Origin of the sequence: Kitasatospora sp. NPDC127035 (assembly GCF_042726075.1) — a bacterium.
GTDB lineage: Bacteria > Actinomycetota > Actinomycetes > Streptomycetales > Streptomycetaceae > Kitasatospora.
Genome location: NZ_JBHXDN010000064.1, coordinates 11,734 through 27,476, shown reverse-complemented (window position 1 = coordinate 27,476; position 15,743 = coordinate 11,734). Strand labels below are relative to the sequence as shown.

Below are 15,743 nucleotides of genomic sequence, written 5' to 3'. Positions count from 1 at the left end.
CCTACTTCATGACGGCCCGCAGCGCGTGCCGCAGCTGCTCCCGGCCGGGCTGGAGGGCCCGGTCGAGGGCGGGTGCGAACGGCATCACGGTGCCGTCCGGACGGGTGACCCGTCGCGGTGGCGCGATGAGCCGGAACTCCTCGGCGGCGGTGGCCAGGACCTCCGCGCCGATGCCGCAGCTGCGGTTGGAGTCGTCGATCACGACCAGCCGCCCGGTGCGCTCCAGCGACTCGCCGAGTGCGGGCCAGTCGAAGGGGTACAGCGTGCGCGGGTCGAGGACCTCGACCGAGATCTCGTCGGCCAGCTCCTCGGCGACCGCCAGCGCGTCGTGCACCAGGTGGCCGACGGCGACCAGGGTGACGTCCGTACCGGGCCGGTGCACCCGGGCGGTGCCGAGCGGGATCGGTGCCAGCTCCCAGGTGACCGTCTCCCGGACCGGCAGGGCGGCGGCGGGGGCGAAGACCACGACCGGGTCCGGGTCGCGGACCGCCGAACGCAGCAGCCCGTAGGCGTCGGTCGGGGTGGCCGGCACGACCGTCTTGACCCCGGCGTGCGCGAACAGGCTGTACGGGTGGTCGGAGTGCTGCCCCGCCCAGCCGTCCCGGGAGCCGGAGCCGGGGACCAGGCAGGTCAGCGGGACGCTCGCCTGGCCGCCGGTCATCAGCGAGAACTTGTGGGCCTGGTTGACGAGTTGCTCGAAGACCAGGAACAGCAGCGAGGGGATCTGGAACTCCAGCACCGGCCGCCGCCCGGCCAGTGCCGCCCCGACGGCCATCGCGGTGAAGGCCTGCTCGGAGAGCGGGGTGTCGACGATCCGCTCCGGCCCGAACCGGTCCAGCAGCCCGAGGGTCGGCCCGGCCATGCCGGCGCCGATGTCCTCGCCGAACACGCAGACCGCCGGGTCCTCGGCCAGCTCGTCGGCCAGCGCCCGGTTGAGTGCCTTGGTGTAGGAGAGCCGGGTCATGTCACCGCCCCCGCCCGGGGACGCAGCCCGGAGGCGTACAGGTGGTCGGCCGCGCCGGCCGGGTCCGGGTGCGGCGAGTCGAGCGCGAACCGCTCGGCCGCCGCCAGCTCGGCGGTCACCTCGGCGTCGAGTTCGGCCGCCCGGTCGGCGCCGATCGCGGCGGCGGCCCGGGGGAGCGGGTCCTGCTCGCGCCAGGCGTCCACCTCCTCGGCGGACCGGTAGTTCAGTTTCATCCGGCGCTCCATGGTGTGGTGACCCTCGAACCGGTAGGTGCGGCACTCCAGGAACGCCGGTCCGCCGCCCTCCCGGGCCCGGGCGACCGCCTGTTCGGCGGCGGTCCGGACCGCCTCGGTGTCCATGCCGTCGACCGCGGCGGCCTGGATGCCGAAGGCGGTGGCGCGGCCGAGCGCGCTGCCGGCCACGGCCGTCTCGGCGGGCAGGGTGGTGGCGTAGCCGTTGTTCTCGCAGACGAAGAGCACCGGCAGGCGCCACATCGCGGCCAGGTTGAACGACTCCAGCAGCACGCCCTGGTTGAGCGCGCCGTCGCCGAAGAAGGCGACCGCCACCGTGGGCTCGCCGGCCTGCCGTGCGGCCCAGGCCGCGCCGACCGCGATCGGGGCGCCGGCGCCGACGATGCCGTTGGCGCCGAGGATGCCGAGCCGCAGGTCGGCGGCGTGCATCGAGCCGCCCCGGCCCCGGTTCAACCCGTCCACCCGGCCGGCCAGTTCGGCCAGCAGCCGGGCCGGGTCGACGCCCCGGGCCAGCACGTGACCGTGGCCGCGGTGGGTGGAGGTGAGCCGGTCGCCGGGCGCCAGCGCGGCGCAGACGCCGACCGCGACGGCTTCCTGTCCGATGTACGGGTGGATGCCGCCGGTGATGACGCCGGACTTGACCAGGCCGAGCGCCTGCTCCTCGAAGGAGCGGATCAGCCGCAGCATCCGGTACCGCTGCTCGGGTGTGTCGAGGGCGGCGGTCCCCGTCACAGGTCTCCCCGCCAGACCGTCGGGCAGATGTCCGGGTCGGCGTAGTCGGGCCGGCCGTCGGGGGTGCGGCGGACCACCACGTCGTGGTTGTAGACCACGGTCCCGCCGTCCGGCCGGGTGGCGCCGCGGTACTCGTTGGCGCCGTCCTGGAGGTGCAGCGAGACGGCCCGGCGCGGGAACGACGCCAGGTTGGGGCCGCTGCCGTGGTAGGTGCGGCAGTGGTGGAAGCTGACGTGCCCGCGCGGGATGTGCATCGGGACCTTCCGCACCTGCTGCCCGTTGTGCGCGGCGTTGGCGTCGAGGATGGCGTCCAGCTCGGAGCGGTCGCGGTCGGCGAAGTGCCGGGTGGAGTCCTCGCCGGAGGGCAGCTCCTGCCAGCGGTGGCTGCCGTCGACCATGGTGATGGTGCCGTTCTCCTCGCCGCACTCGTGGAACGGCAGGAAGGCGGTGAGCATCCGGTCGGAGCTCGACGTCTGCCAGTAGTGCTTGTCGAAGTGCCACGGCACCTGGTTGCTCGGCTCGCCCGGCACCGGGGGCTTGTAGATCAGGGTGGCCTGGAACACCCGGATCTCCTCGGCCTCGGCGAGCAGCGCGGCGACGGCACCGAGCAGCGGCTTGCGCAGGATCGCGCCGATCGCCTCGCTCTCGAAGTGCACGTAGTCGTTGTGCCGCTGGATCGGCCCGTGCGAGGGCTCCCAGGACGCGAGCTTCGGCGGGCGGACGGGCAGCTCGCGGTCGCGGTGGCCCTCGTAGTACTTCTCGGTGGCGGCCTGCAGGGTGTCCAGCTCCTCGTCGCTGAACAGCCGGCGGGACAGGTACCAGCCGTGCTCCAGGTAGCCGGCCACCTCCTCGGGGGTGGGCAGCAGAGCGCGTTCGGCCTCGGTGAGGTGGAACTCGGGTGCGGTGGTCACGGGTGGGGCCTCCTCTTTCTCTCGTGGCGGCTGCTCGTACGAACTCAGACGGAGGCGGCGGCGCGCTGCCGTTCGACGGCCTCGTACAGGGCCTTGATGTTGGCGGTGCCGAAGGTGCCGGCGCCCTGGCGCTCGATCAGTTCGAGGAAGAACGTGCGGCGCGGGTGGGTGGAGCGGGCGAAGAGCTGGAACAGCTGGCCGCCGTGGTCCTGGTCGACCAGGATGTCGAGCTCGCGCAGGATGTCGACCGGGATGGCGGTGCCGCCGAGCCGCTCGGCGAGCGCGTCGTAGTAGGTGCCGGGGGTGGTGAGGAACTCGACGCCGCGGTCCCGGACGGTGCGCACGGCGGTGGCGATGTCGCCGGTGCGGAAGGCCAGGTGCTGGACGCCGGCGCCCTGGTGGTCGGCCAGGAAGGTGTCGATCTGGCCGGGGCGGCGGCTGGTGTCGGGCTCGATCAGGGTGAAGGTCACCTCGCCGGAGACGCTCTGCACCACGCTGGAGTCCATGGCCTGCTCGCCGACCTCGATGTACTCGCCGAAGATCCGGTGCATGCCGAGGGCCGCCTCGCAGAACCGCACCGCGGGGGCCAGCTCGCCGGCCGGAACGCAGATCGCGGCGTGGTCGAGGGCGTCCAGCAGCCGGCCGGCGGGCTCGTCATGGTCCGCCGCGGGCTGCTCGGTCACGAACCGCAGGGAGGTGTCGCCGAAGCCGGCCACCAGGCCGCCGGCCCGGTCCAGCACGCGGGCGCCGTGGCGCTCGGCGCGCTCCAGGGCGGCCTGCGGGTCGGTGCAGCCGAGCGCGAGGGCCGCGACGCCCTCGCCGTGGCGGTCCACGTACCGGGCCACCGGGTGGGCCGGGTCGGTGGCGGAGCGCAGCAGGAAGCGGATGCCGCCCTGGCGCAGCAGGAGGGTGCGGGCGCCCTGGGACTCGGCCGTCGCGAGGTGGCCGGGCTCGGGCGGGATGCTGGTGAAGCCGTAGTCGGCGCAGAAGCCGGCCGCCATGGCGTCGGCGTCGGCGCAGTGATACTCGACGTGGGTGATGGACTGGATGGACATCGGGATCTCCCCCCGGGGGGTGGCGAGTTGGCGAGTGGTCCGGCGCGGGTCGGGCGGCGCGGCGACGCTGCCGCGCCAGGGCCGGTCCGGCGGTTCCCGCCGCGCGCAGGACGCCGGGCGTCGGTGCGACGGGAACCGCCGGAGCGGCCCTACCTGGCGGACCGGGTGGAGGCGGGCTCGAAGACCAGGCTGAGGTTGTGCCCGCCGAAGGCGAAGGCGTTGCTCAGCGCGGCGCCGAGCGGGACGGCACGGGCCGAGCCCCGGACGTGGTCCAGTGCGCAGGCCGGGTCCGGCTCGGTGAGGTTGACGGTCGGTGGCAGCGTCCCCCGGGCCACCGCGAGTGCGGTGACCGCTGCCTCCAACGCGCCTGCGGCGCCCAGCAGATGGCCGGTGGAGCCCTTGGTCGAGCTGACCGCCGGGCCCTGGTCGCCGAAGACGGTGCGCAGCGCGGCGGTCTCGGCGACGTCGCCCAGCTTGGTGCCGGTGCCGTGGGCGTTGACGTAGCCGATGTCGGACGGCGCCAGGCCCGCGTTGGCGATCGCGGCACGCATCGCGTCGGCGGCGCCGGAGCCGTCCGGGCGCGGCATGGTCGGGTGGTGGGCGTCGGTGGAGGCTCCCCACCCGGTGAGGTCGGCGTAGCCGGCCGCGCCGCGGGCGTTCGCGTGCTCGGCGCTCTCCAGCACCAGGACCGCACTGCCCTCGCCGAGCACGAAGCCGTTGCGGCGGACGTCGAACGGCCGGCTGGCCTGCCCGGGATCGTCCCAACCGGAGGCCAGCGCACGGGCGTTGGTGAACGCGGCGGCGATCGTCGGGTGCAGCGAGGACTCGCTGCCGCCGCACACCACCACGTCCGCGTCGCCGGCCCGGATCAGCCGCAGCCCCTCGGCGACGGCCTGGGCGCCGGCCGCGCACGCCGTGACGATGGCCGAACTGAAGCCCCGGATCCCGTGCTTGATGGCGATCCGGGCGGTGGCCATGTTGGAGAGCATGCCGGGCAGCAGGTACGGGCTGACGCCGGGCCGGCCGCGGTCGAGGCGGCGGTGCGACTGCTGCTCGAAGGTCTCCAGCCCGCCGCCGCCGGTGGCCAGCACCACGGCGGTGCGGTGCGGGTCGGAGTCCTGGCCGACCACCAGGCCGGCGTCGGCGAGCGCGTCGTCGGCGGCGGCGAGGGCGAGCAGCACGAACCGGTCCACGCAGCGGGTCTCGGTGGGCGGCAGCACCTCGCGGCCGTCGACGGCCGGGGCGACGCCGGCGGCGCTGAGCCAGCCGTGCGCGGAGTGGCCCTCGGGCAGCGCGCGGATTCCGGAGCGGCCGGCGATGAGCGCGTCGAAGACCTCGGCGGGCTTGCGGCCGACCGGGGTGACCAGGCCGATGCCGGTGACCACGGCGCCCGGGCGGCCGCCGGTGCGGGCGGCGCCGGCGCTCATCGGGCGTCCGCCGCGGCGGGGGCGGCCACCGAGTCGAGGTAGCGCTGCCGCAGCAGCACCTTGCGGACCTTGCCGGTCGGCCCGAGCGGGATGGCGTCGCCGGCCACCACCACGACCTGGCGGACGGTGGCCGCGGCGGCCTCGTCCAGGGCGGCGGTGACGGCCTTGGTCCGGTCGGCGGTCGGGTCGGCGTCGGCGGCCAGGATCAGCAGGACGTCGGTGACGACCTGCCCGCCGTCGCGGACCGCGACCACGGTGCAGTCCAGCACGTCGGGGCAGGCGGCCAGCACCCGCTCCTCCGACATCGCGGTGAACAGCCGCTTGCCGTCGCCGAGTTCGACCGAGTCGACGGCCCGGTCGACGTGGTAGTAGTAGCCCTCCTCGTCCCGGTACATCAGGTCGCCGGTGAGGAACCGGCCGCGCAGCCGGGTGCGGAAGGTGGTGGCGGAGTCGTTCCAGTAGCCGAGTGCCAGGGTCGGTGAGGTGGTGGCGAGTTCGCCGACCTCGCCCGGGCCGAGCGGCTCGCCGTCCGGGCCGACCAGCTCGCAGTCGACGAAGGCGTGCGGCCGGCCCACGCAGCGGCCGTACCGCTCGGTGCCGGGGCCGTGGGTGATGAAGAAGTGCGAGTGGCCCATCTCGGTGGAGCCGAGGCCGTCCACGAACAGCGAGCCGGGCAGCCGGACCCGGCCCTCGCGGGTGACGGACTCGCGGCTGCCGGTGGCGACCAGGCGGCGGATGTGCACCTCGTGGGCGCAGTCGCCGGTGTTCCACCAGAGCGCGACCGAGTCCAGCTCCCGTGCGGCCAGGTCGTGGTGGGCGAGGTCGGCCCAGGTCGCGGCGAAGCCGACGACACCGCTGGGCCGCCAGCTCTCGATCGCGTCCAGCACCCCGGCGCCGGACTGGCTGGAGAGCACGGCGAGCTGGGTGTGCGAGGCGAGCGCGAGGTTGACGGCGATCAGCGTGGCGGCGTGCGGGGCGGGCAGTGCGCTGAGCATCCGCTCCTGGCCCTGCGGGCGGGGCAGCCGGGCACGGTGGCGGATCGCCGCGTACAGGCTCGCGTGCGAGTGGACCACGGCCTTGGGCATGCCGGTGGTGCCGGAGGAGTGGGTGATCGCGACCGGGTCACCGGCCCAGTGCCGGTACGGCGCCGGGGCGGCCTCCGGGTCGCCGCTCCCGAGGGTGGAGATCTCCGGGAACGCGGGCGCGCCCGGGTCGTGACCGGCCAGGGCGTCGAGGTGCGGGGCGTCGGCGAGGATGCCGACCGGGCCCAGCTTGGCGATGTAGCGGGCGGCCCGCTCGCCGGGCAGGTTGGGGTTGAGCAGCGCGGGGATGGCGCCGAGGCGCGCCAGCGCGAGGAAGGAGAGCACGTGGTCGGCGGCGTCGCTCGCGTACACCACCACCGGGTCGCGCCGGCCGACGCCGAGCGCGTGCAGGGTCGCGGCCCTGGCGCGGACCGCGCGGTCCAGCTCGGCCACGGTGAAGGGCTGCCAGGCGGCGTGGTCGTCCACGGCGGTGTCGAAGGTCAGCAGCGGCTCGTCGAGGCCGAGGCCGAGGGCGAGCCGGCTGGTGAGGACATTGCCGGCGCCGACGGCCGGATCGTCCGCCAGAAGGGTGCGAATACTGCGGATGCTCACGGGGTGGATCCCTCCCGAGGTGCTGGGCGTGCTGAAGGTGCTGGGCGTGCTGCGGCGGGACGCGGCGGGTGGGGGACCGTTCGCGCCGGTGGAGCGCAGACGTGCGGGGGGTCGGTGGACGCGGTCGGGGGACGTGGTCGGGGTCGGTGGTGCGGGGGTCTGGCTCAGACGCCGGTGACCAGCAGTGCCACCGCCCGGTCGCTCTCGCCGGGGCCGTCGGCCTGTTCGGCGGCGATGACGAGCACCTGCTCGGCGTCGCCGTCCGCGAGGAGCAGTTCGGCCAGGTCGAGCGCGTCCTGCGGCACCCGGCCGGGTGGGCTCTCCTCCGGGCTGATCGCCACCACCGGGCCGGTCAGGCCCCAACGGGCGGCGATGTGGCCGAGGACGGCGTTCGGGTTGGACTGGAAGAAGAGCAACGGGGGCATCCGCCGCTCGGAGGCGGCGGCCTCGTCGATCGCGCGGGCGGTGGCCCGGTCGCCGCCGGTGCTGGCCAGCAGCAGCGCGGTCCGGCCGGGGGCCGGGGCCGCGCCGTGGCGGGCGCGCAGGCAGCGGTCGGCCGTCTCGGCGACCAGCGGGTTGAACGAGGAGGCGGAGAAGCCGGGCAACGGCGGGAGCTGCTCGGGCGTCCCGGCCTCCGGGTCGGGCCAGACGGCCTCGGCGAGGATGCGCAGCGCGGTCATCGGGCGGCCACCAGGAGTGCGGTGTTGGCGCCGCCGAAGGCGGAGTTGAGGGTGAGCGCGTAGCGCGCCCGGGCGGTGCGCGGTCCGTCCAGCACGAGATCCAGTCCGATGTCCGGGTCGGGGCCCAGCCAGCCGGCGTTGACCGGCAGCAGACCCTCGTTCAACGCGCTGATGGTGACGACGAGTTCGAGCAGGGCCGAGGCTTCCAGCGCGTGTCCGTGGACGGCCTTGCTGGAACTGACCGGCAGCCGGGCGGCGTGCTCGCCGAACACCCGGCGCAGCGCGCTCGCCTCGGCCCGGTCGGCCAGCGGGGAGCCGGTGCCGTTGGCGTTGACGTAGCCGATCTCGGCCGGGGCGACCCCGGCCCGGGCGAGCGCCGCCTCGATGGCCCGGGCCGCGCCCTCGCCCTCGGGTTCGGGGCGGCAGACGTGGTGGGCGTCGCCGGTCCGGCCCCAGCCGGCCAGCCGGGCCAGCACGGGTGCGCCGCGCCGTTCGGCCTCCGGTTCGGCCTCGATGACGACGGCTGCCGCCGCGTCGCCGAGCAGGGTGCCGGTCCGGCCGGCGCTGAACGGGCGCAGCTCGCCGTCCCGGGCCAGGGCGCGGCCGGCGTCGAAGGCCGCGAACACGCCGGGCTCGACCAGGTGTCCGGCCACGACCAGGACCCGGGGGTGCCGGCCGCCGGCGACCAGCGCGGCGGCGTCCGCCACGGCGGTGCCGGCCGCGACGCAGGCGCCGGTGTAGGTGCGGGTGACTCCGCGGGCGCCCCAGGCGGCGGCCGTCCCGGCGGCGACGTCCGCGACGGCGGCCCGGGTGCGCAGGTCGCTGTGGAGGGCGAGCAGCACGGGCAGGCCGCCGTCGCCGGGCGCCGGTGGCAGGCCCGCCTGGTGGCAGGCCTGGTCGGCGGCGGCGAGCACCGCGTCGGCGAGCGGGCGCGGCTCGGGCAGCAGCGCGGCTCGGGTGGTGCGGCGTGCGGAGACGTCGAACCGGGTGACGGCGGCGAAGGCGGCCTTGCCGTGGGCGGTGGCCTCGGCGAGTGCGGCCGGCCCGGTGCCGGCCGCACTGAGCACGCCGAGGCCGGTCACCACGGGCCGGACGGCGGGCTGGGCGTGGCGGATCATGTCCGTAGGGCTCCGACGGTCGTGGTGGCTCCGGCGTCCGCGGCACCGCCCGCGGCCGCGAGGACGGCCGCGCGGAACACCTCGACGGCGTCGTCCACCGTCCGGACGGCTTCGAACCGCTCGTCGTCGAGATCCGGCTCGATGCCGTAGCGCTGCTCGAACTCGGCTATCAGCCAGGTGAGTTCGAGGGAACCCAGTTCTTCGGGGACGCTCTCGACGGCGCGCTGCCCGAACGCCGCCAGCATCTCCAGGACCTCGGCGCGGTCGGGTCCGGCGAGGTCGGTCACGCCGGGCTGCCCGCGGTGGCGGTGGCGGCGTTGTCGGCGGCGGCGATCCGGGCGGCGACGTCGCCGGTGAACTGGTCGAGCGTCATCAGCGCGGTGGTCTCCATCTCGTCGAGGTCGAACTTGACCCCGTACTCGTCCTCGACCTGGACCGAGAGGTCGGCGAGGGCGAGCGACTCGAGGTCCAGCCCGGCCGGGCCGAGGTCGGTGTCACCGGTGACCTCGGAGACGTCGTACTGCATCTCGGCCAGGGCGGCGAGGACGAACTCGCGGATGCGGTCCTGCATGGTGTGCTCCTTGTGCCCGGGCGCGTGCGGCGCGCGCGGGGTTGTCGGGGATGTGAACACGGCCGGTCCGGGTGGTCGGACCGGGTCCGACGGGTGGCGGCGTCCGCCTGTCGGGGCGTCTGCCTGTCGGGGAGCCGGCCGGGTCCCGCAGGGGCGGTTCGGCGGTGCGGTGGTGCGGTGGTGCGTGGTTCCGAAGTGGTGCGGTGCAGCGGGGTGGTGCGCGGTGGTGCGGTGGGCGGTGTCGGGAGGGTCCTTGGCCGGGGTTCAGCCGGCGGCGGCGCGCAGGGCGGTCGGGTCGCGCAGCAGCTTTCCGGTGGCGGTCCGGGGGAGTTGCGGGAGGAAGGCCAGCCGGCGCGGCCGCTTGTAGGCGGCGAGCTGACGGGCGAGTCCGTCCTGGACGAGCGCCTGGTCGGCGCCGTCCTCCGTGGCGAGGTAGGCCTCGATGGCGCCCCCGTCGAAGACCACGACGGCCTCCCGGACCTGCGGCAGTGCGGCGAGGGTCTGCTCGACCTCGGTGAGGTCGACCTTGAGTCCGCCGATCGAGACCTGCGAGTCCCGGCGGCCGAGCACGGTGACCAGACCGGTGGTCCCGTCGACCACGGCGGCGTCGCGGGTGTGCAGCCAGCCGTCGGCCCAGCGGGTCGGATCGTCCAGTCCGGGGTACGGCGAGGCGGCCGTGCGGAGCTGCAACTCGCCGTTGACGAGACGCAGTTCCATGCCCTCGACGGGCTGCTTGGCCGGGTTCAGGGTGCCGTCCAGATCGGTGGCGATCACCCCGAGTTCGGTCATGCCGTACATCGTGCCGAGCGGGACGCCGTACCGCGCGGTGAACGCGGCGGGCAGGCCCGGGCGGACCAGTTCGCCGGCCACGACCATCCGCCGGAGCTGGGGCAGCGCCGGCGGTCCGGCGGCGCCGGCCAGCAGCTCGGCGTGGAACGGGACGCCGATCACCGTGGTGGGGCGGTCGTCGTCGGCGACGGTGGCGAGGATACCCGCCGCCGTCATCCGGTCCGGGACGGTCAGCGGGGCGTGCGCGTGCAGGCTGTTGAGCAGTCCGCCGACCAGCCCGAGCACGTGCACCACCGAGGACAGCAGGACGACCCGCTCACCCTCGCCGGGGAAGTCGGCCAGCCGCCGGTAGCAGTCGAGCTCGCGGATCAGGTCGCCCGCGGTCCGGGCGATGATCTTGGCCGGGCCGGTGGAGCCGGAGCTGAGCTGGATCAGGGCGTGCCCGGTCCGGGCCGGCCGGCCGGCGGGCAGCCGGACGGCCACCGGGTCGACCACGGAGTAGCCGCGCAGCGCGGCGGCCGAGGGTCGCTGGGCGGAGCCCACCAGGACCTGCGGGGCCAGCCGTTCGACCGCGCCCTCGATCTCGTGGTCGGTCAGCCGGTGGTCCAGCAGGGCCACCTGGGCCCGCAGGCGCCAGCAGGCGAGGAGCGCGACGACGAAGCCCAGTGAGGGCGGCAGGCGCAGCGCGGCGGTGCCGCCCGGGCCGAGGCCGGCGGCGGTGAGCCGTTCGGCCTGCTCGGCGACCAGCGCGCGCAGGGCGTCGCGGTCGACGGGTGTGCCGAAGCGGAGGCACTCCTCACCCCCGGGACCGGCCAACAGCACCCGTTCGACCCAGTCGTCGGGGGCATCGGCGTGCGGGGGTGAAGAAGGCGGCGGTGAAGAAGGGGAAATGCGGGTCAACGCCACTCCACACAGTGAGGAGATTTGTCATGAACGCCGTGTGTAGGTAATCACGAGCAATACGGTCAATTCCGTTGCCAGACCATTGCACAGACGTTTGGTCAAATCAAGGTCTATACCAATCAGGTCCAGACCTCCTACGCTGCCGACCCGTGGACTGGTCCGAGCGCGGCCGTCCGGGAACGAGGATGGCCGTGGCACCACTCACGCTGGCCGGGATCGAACGCGCAGCGCGCGAGCAACTCTCCCCAGAAATCTGGGACTTCATCGAGGGCGGCAGCGGTGCGGAGCGCACCCTGGCGGCCAACCGCGAAATGTTCGGACGCTACGCGTTCCGCCCGCGCACACTGGTCGACGTCTCCGACTGCTCGACCGCCGTCAAGTTGCTCGGCTCACCGCTCGGACTGCCGCTCGGAATTGCCCCGATGGCCTACCACCGCCTGGTCCATCCGGACGGCGAGACCGCGACCGCCAGGGCGGCCGGCCGGGCGGGGGCCCTGCTGGTCGCGGGCATCTTCGCCAGCAGTACCCTGGAGGAGATCGCCGCCGCCGCGACCGGTCCACTCTGGCTCCAGCTGTACTGGCTGCGCCGCCGGGACGCGCTGGCCTCCCTGGTCGAACGCGCCGAGGCGGCCGGTTTCACCGCCCTGATGCTCACCGTCGACGCCCCCCGGATCGGCCGCCGGCTGCGCGACCTGCGCAACGGCTTCGCCGTCCCGCCGGAGATCCGCGCGGTCAATCTCGACCCCGCCCTGATGGCCTCCACCCACCGCGCGACCGAAGGCAGTTCGGGCATCGCCGACCACGCCCGCGAGCAGTTCGACCCCGCCCTGACCTGGTCCGACCTGGCCTGGCTGCGCGAACGCACCCGGCTGCCGCTGGTCCTCAAGGGCGTCCTCACCGCCGAGGACGCCCGGCTCGCCGCCGAGCACGGCGTCGACGCCGTCGTGGTCTCCAACCACGGCGGCCGTCAACTGGACGGCGCACTGCCCGCGCTCGCCGCCCTCCCCGAGGTGGTCGACGCCCTCCCGCCGCACATCCCCGCCGTGCTCGACGGCGGCGTGCGCGGCGGCGCCGACATCGCCGTCGCCCTCGCCCTCGGCGCCCGCGCCGTCCTGGTCGGGCGTCCGGCGTTCTGGGGCCTGGCCACCGGCGGCGAGGACGGCGTCACCCGGGTCCTCGACCTGCTCCGCGACGAACTGGAGCACACCATGGCCCTGCTGGGCCGCCCCGCCCTCGCCGACCTGGACCGCACCGCCCTCGCCCCCTGGCCCACCGGCTGATCCCGTCGGCACCTGATCCCGTCGGCACCTGATCCCGCCGCGACGCCGCGCCGCGGCGCACCCGGCGGCCCCCGGAGGCGTCGCGACGACGGCACCATCGGGCAGCCGGAAGGACCGGACGGCAGGGCCGTCCGGTACCCGGCGGAGGCACCATCGGGCAGCCGCCGGGCCCTTTTTGACACACCGCCCAGCACCAGACGAGAACGACGGAAAGACCGACACCATGAGCAGACAGAATGCCTTTCCCGGCTGGGACTGGGACGACCCGGACGGCCTGGAGGACCAGCTCGACCGGTTCAGCGCCGACGTCGCCACCTGCCGCACGCTCGAACCGGCCGCAGGCGGGCTCCCGTTCGACCACCGGGACTTCACCGACCTCGGCCTGACCGGCATCGAGTTCGCGGCCTTCCGCACCGCCCACCCGGGCGGCCTCGGCACCGACCTCACCGCGCTGCGCAGCCCCGCGACCGGCACCGAACCCGGTACCCTCTACCGGGTCGACGGCGACCGCTGGTTCACCCAGCTCGACATCTCCAAGCCGCTGCCCTTCGCCGACGCCAGCGTCGACTGGGTCTACGCCGAGCACCTGATCGAGCACGTCACCATGCCGGTCGCGGTCGGCTGGCTGCGCGAGGCCCGGCGCGTCCTGCGCCCCGGCGGCGTCCTGCGGATCACCACCCCCGACCTGGCCCGCTACCTGGTCGGCTACGCCACCGACGACGGCTTCCTGGCCAAGCACCGCCGCCGCCTCACCACCCTCGGCTTCGGCCCGCCGATGCCGGCGCGCCCCGCCTTCCTGGTCAACCAGATCTTCCGCCACTACGGCCACCAGTGGATCTACGACCTCGACGAGCTGCGGCACGTCCTCACCCGGGCCGGGTTCGAGCCCGGGCAGATCCGCCCCTGCGCCTACCGCGAGGGCGCGCGGGCCGACGTCGCCGACCTCGACACCGCCTTCCGCACCGACGAGACCGTCTACGTCGAGGCCGACCGCTGAGACCCGACGCCAGACCCCCGGGACACCCGATGCCACTGCACCCCCAGGCCCAGGCGCTGCGCGACCGCCGCGCGAGCTCCGGCACGCCGCCGCTCTACACCCTCACCCTGGCCGAGGCCCGCGCCGCCGACCTCGCCGACATCCGCGCCGCCGCCGGCACCCCCGAACCGGTCTCCGCCGTCGAGGAGCACCGCATCCCCGGCCCCGGCGGCGAGCTCGCGCTCCGGCTCTACCGGCCCGCCCGCCCGGCGCCCGGCCGCCGCCTCCCCGTCCTGCTCTACCTGTTCGGCGGCGGCTGGACGCTCGGCTCGCCCGACACCAGCGACGCCATCTGCCGCGCCCTGACCAACGCGGTCGGCTGCGTCACGGCCTCGGTCGGCTACCGCCTCGCCCCCGAGCACCCGTTCCCCGCCGCCGTCCACGACAGCCGCGCCGCCGCCCGGTGGCTGGCGGAGCAGGCCGACACCCTCGGCATCGACCCGGACCGGCTCGCCGTCGGCGGCGACAGCGCCGGCGGCAACCTGGCCGCCGCGCTCACCCTGATCGCCCGTGACGAGGACGGCCCGGCGATCCGCCACCAGCTGCTCGTCTACCCCAACACCGACCAGCGCGCCGACACCGCCTCGCTGCGCGAGTACGACGACCCGGCGCTGTTCAACCGCCGGTCGGTCGCCTGGTACCGGGGCCACTACCTGGCCGGCCCGACCGACGGCGACCACCCGCACGCGTCCCCGCTGCGCGCCCCGAGCCTGGCGGGCCTGCCCCCCGCCACCGTCATCACCGCCGAGTACGACCCGCTGCGCGACGAGGGCGAGCAGTACGCCGAGGCCCTGCGGGCGGCCGGGGTCCCGGCCGAGACCCGCCGCTTCGACGGCGTCCCGCACGGCTTCTTCGCGATGACGGGCACCCTGGACGCCGCCGCCGAGGCGCAGGCGTACGCCGCCGCGCGGCTGCGCGAGGCCCTCCGGTGACCGCGCCGACGGCCCCGCAGACCGTGTCCCTGGACCTCGGCGACCTGCACGGTTCGCTCTCCGACCCGCTGCTGGACGCGATGACCTTCCTGAACGAGGTCACCACCCGCTACCCCGGCGCCGTCTCCTTCGCCCCCGGCCGCCCCTACGAGGGCTTCTTCGAGCCGGAGGACGTCACCGCCTACCTGGAGGCGTTCCTCGACCACCTGGCCGCGCGCGGACTGGGTCGGGACGCGATCCGCACCGTGCTCTTCCAGTACGGCCCGACCAAGGGCGTCATCGCCGACCTGGTGGCCCGCACCCTCGCCAACGACGAGGGCCTCGCCGTCCCGCCCGAGGCGCTGGTGCTGACCGTCGGCGCCCAGGAGGGCATGCTGCTGACGCTGCGTGCGCTCTGCGCGGGCCCGGACGACGTCGTGCTGGTCAGCTCGCCCTGCTACGTCGGGGTCACCGGCGCGGCGAGGCTGCTCGACCTGACCACCGTCCCGGTCCCGGAGGGTGCGGACGGCGGCCCCGACCCGGAGGCCGTCCGTGCCGCCGCCCGGGCCGTCCGGGCCGACGGCCGGCGCCCGCGCGCCCTGTACGTCGTCCCCGACTTCGCCAACCCCTCCGGCACCTCGATGCCCGTCGCGGCCCGGACCCGGCTGCTGGAGACGGCGGCGGAGGAGGGGCTGCTGATCATCGAGGACAACCCGTACGGCTTCTTCGCCCGCGAGCCGGGCGAGCGGCCCACGCTCAAGGCCCTCGACCGCCACCGGCAGGTCGTCTACCTGGGCTCCTTCGCCAAGACCTGCTTCCCCGGCGCCCGGCTCGGCTACGTGGTCGCCGACCAGGAGGTGACCGGCCCGGACGGGCGGCGCACCCTGCTCGCCGACCAGCTGGCCAAGCTGAAGAGCATGACGACGGTCAACACGCCGGCGCTCAGCCAGGCCGTGATCGGCGGCATGCTGCTGACCCACGACTGCCGGCTCCGGGCCGCCAACGCCCCCGCCACGGCCCACTACGCGGCCGGCATGGCCACCCTGCTGGCCGAGCTGGACCGGCACTTCCCGGCGGCCGAACGGGCCCGCCTGGGCCTGTCCTGGAACGTTCCGGAGGGCGGCTTCTTCGCCGTCCTGGAGGTGCCCTTCGCGGCGGACGACGCGGCGATGGAACGCTGTGCCCGGGACCACGGCGTGCTCTGGACGCCGATGGCGCCGTTCTACCCGGCAGGCGGGGGAGAGCGCCGCCTGCGGCTCTCGATCTCCTCGGTGACGGCCGGCCAGATCGAGGACGGCGTGGCCAAGCTGGCCGGGTTCGTCCGGGCCGAGGCCGGGCGGAGCGGAGCGCACGCGGACGCGCGGTAGCCCCGGACCGCAGAACGGCGGGGGGGGGCCCCGGGGGGGGGGGGGGCCGCCCGGCCGGTGGGGGGGGGGGGGGCGGCGCCGCCCGGGGGGGCGGGGGCGCCCCCGCGCGCGCCC

The 15,743-nt window shown here is 75.4% G+C and carries 15 protein-coding genes; 4 read left to right on the top strand and 11 right to left on the bottom strand.

What is annotated here, in order from left to right:
- Position 1: 1 nt before the first annotated feature.
- The 11 genes from ACFWIC_RS32215 to ACFWIC_RS32165 all read right to left on the bottom strand — a co-directional run bounded on the left by ACFWIC_RS32215 (position 2) and on the right by ACFWIC_RS32165 (position 11,032).
- A complete protein-coding gene (locus ACFWIC_RS32215) occupies positions 2–964 on the bottom strand; it encodes a transketolase C-terminal domain-containing protein (RefSeq protein WP_329881251.1) in 963 nt (320 codons plus the stop codon).
- Positions 961–1,947, bottom strand: a complete 987-nt coding sequence (locus tag ACFWIC_RS32210; RefSeq protein ID WP_329951855.1) for a thiamine pyrophosphate-dependent dehydrogenase E1 component subunit alpha — start codon at positions 1,945–1,947, stop codon at positions 961–963. The genes ACFWIC_RS32215 and ACFWIC_RS32210 overlap by 4 nt, the downstream gene beginning before the upstream one ends.
- Positions 1,944–2,858, bottom strand: a complete 915-nt coding sequence (locus tag ACFWIC_RS32205; protein ID WP_329881247.1) for a phytanoyl-CoA dioxygenase family protein — start codon at positions 2,856–2,858, stop codon at positions 1,944–1,946. Before ACFWIC_RS32205 ends, ACFWIC_RS32210 begins: the two co-directional genes overlap by 4 nt.
- A gap of 44 nt (positions 2,859–2,902) precedes the next feature.
- Entirely contained in the window at positions 2,903–3,913 is a 1,011-nt protein-coding gene (hppD, locus tag ACFWIC_RS32200) for a 4-hydroxyphenylpyruvate dioxygenase (RefSeq protein WP_329951854.1), read from the bottom strand.
- Positions 3,914–4,062: 149 nt separating this feature from the next.
- Positions 4,063–5,340, bottom strand: a complete 1,278-nt coding sequence (locus ACFWIC_RS32195; RefSeq protein ID WP_380520639.1) for a beta-ketoacyl-[acyl-carrier-protein] synthase family protein — start codon at positions 5,338–5,340, stop codon at positions 4,063–4,065.
- On the bottom strand, positions 5,337–6,974 hold the full coding sequence (locus ACFWIC_RS32190) for a class I adenylate-forming enzyme family protein (RefSeq protein WP_380520638.1): 1,638 nt from the start codon (positions 6,972–6,974) through the stop codon (positions 5,337–5,339). The genes ACFWIC_RS32195 and ACFWIC_RS32190 overlap by 4 nt, the downstream gene beginning before the upstream one ends.
- Positions 6,975–7,138: 164 nt before the next feature.
- On the bottom strand, positions 7,139–7,654 hold the full coding sequence (locus ACFWIC_RS32185; protein WP_329881239.1) for a hypothetical protein: 516 nt from the start codon (positions 7,652–7,654) through the stop codon (positions 7,139–7,141).
- Positions 7,651–8,772 carry a beta-ketoacyl synthase N-terminal-like domain-containing protein gene (locus ACFWIC_RS32180; RefSeq protein WP_329881237.1) on the bottom strand — a complete coding sequence of 374 codons (1,122 nt, stop codon included), beginning with the start codon at positions 8,770–8,772 and terminating at the stop codon, positions 7,651–7,653. The genes ACFWIC_RS32185 and ACFWIC_RS32180 overlap by 4 nt, the downstream gene beginning before the upstream one ends.
- Positions 8,769–9,059 carry an acyl carrier protein gene (locus ACFWIC_RS32175; protein WP_329881235.1) on the bottom strand — a complete coding sequence of 97 codons (291 nt, stop codon included), beginning with the start codon at positions 9,057–9,059 and terminating at the stop codon, positions 8,769–8,771. Before ACFWIC_RS32175 ends, ACFWIC_RS32180 begins: the two co-directional genes overlap by 4 nt.
- Entirely contained in the window at positions 9,056–9,343 is a 288-nt protein-coding gene (locus tag ACFWIC_RS32170) for an acyl carrier protein (RefSeq protein WP_329881233.1), read from the bottom strand. The genes ACFWIC_RS32175 and ACFWIC_RS32170 overlap by 4 nt, the downstream gene beginning before the upstream one ends.
- 264 nt (positions 9,344–9,607) lie before the next feature.
- Positions 9,608–11,032 carry a fatty acid--CoA ligase family protein gene (locus tag ACFWIC_RS32165; protein WP_329951851.1) on the bottom strand — a complete coding sequence of 475 codons (1,425 nt, stop codon included), beginning with the start codon at positions 11,030–11,032 and terminating at the stop codon, positions 9,608–9,610.
- A gap of 188 nt (positions 11,033–11,220) precedes the next feature.
- Here ACFWIC_RS32165 and ACFWIC_RS32160 point away from each other — a divergent pair, with 188 nt between their 5' ends.
- The 4 genes from ACFWIC_RS32160 to ACFWIC_RS32145 all read left to right on the top strand — a co-directional run bounded on the left by ACFWIC_RS32160 (position 11,221) and on the right by ACFWIC_RS32145 (position 15,629).
- On the top strand, positions 11,221–12,315 hold the full coding sequence (locus tag ACFWIC_RS32160) for an alpha-hydroxy acid oxidase (protein ID WP_380361187.1): 1,095 nt from the start codon (positions 11,221–11,223) through the stop codon (positions 12,313–12,315).
- A gap of 223 nt (positions 12,316–12,538) precedes the next feature.
- Complete coding sequence (locus ACFWIC_RS32155) at positions 12,539–13,312, top strand: class I SAM-dependent methyltransferase (protein ID WP_380361186.1); 774 nt, start codon at positions 12,539–12,541, stop codon at positions 13,310–13,312.
- Positions 13,313–13,341: 29 nt separating this feature from the next.
- Positions 13,342–14,283: an alpha/beta hydrolase gene (locus ACFWIC_RS32150; RefSeq protein WP_329951849.1), complete on the top strand. Its 942-nt coding sequence runs from the start codon at positions 13,342–13,344 to the stop codon at positions 14,281–14,283.
- Positions 14,280–15,629: a PLP-dependent aminotransferase family protein gene (locus ACFWIC_RS32145; RefSeq protein WP_380520637.1), complete on the top strand. Its 1,350-nt coding sequence runs from the start codon at positions 14,280–14,282 to the stop codon at positions 15,627–15,629. The genes ACFWIC_RS32150 and ACFWIC_RS32145 overlap by 4 nt, the downstream gene beginning before the upstream one ends.
- The last annotated feature ends 114 nt before the right edge of the window (positions 15,630–15,743 follow it).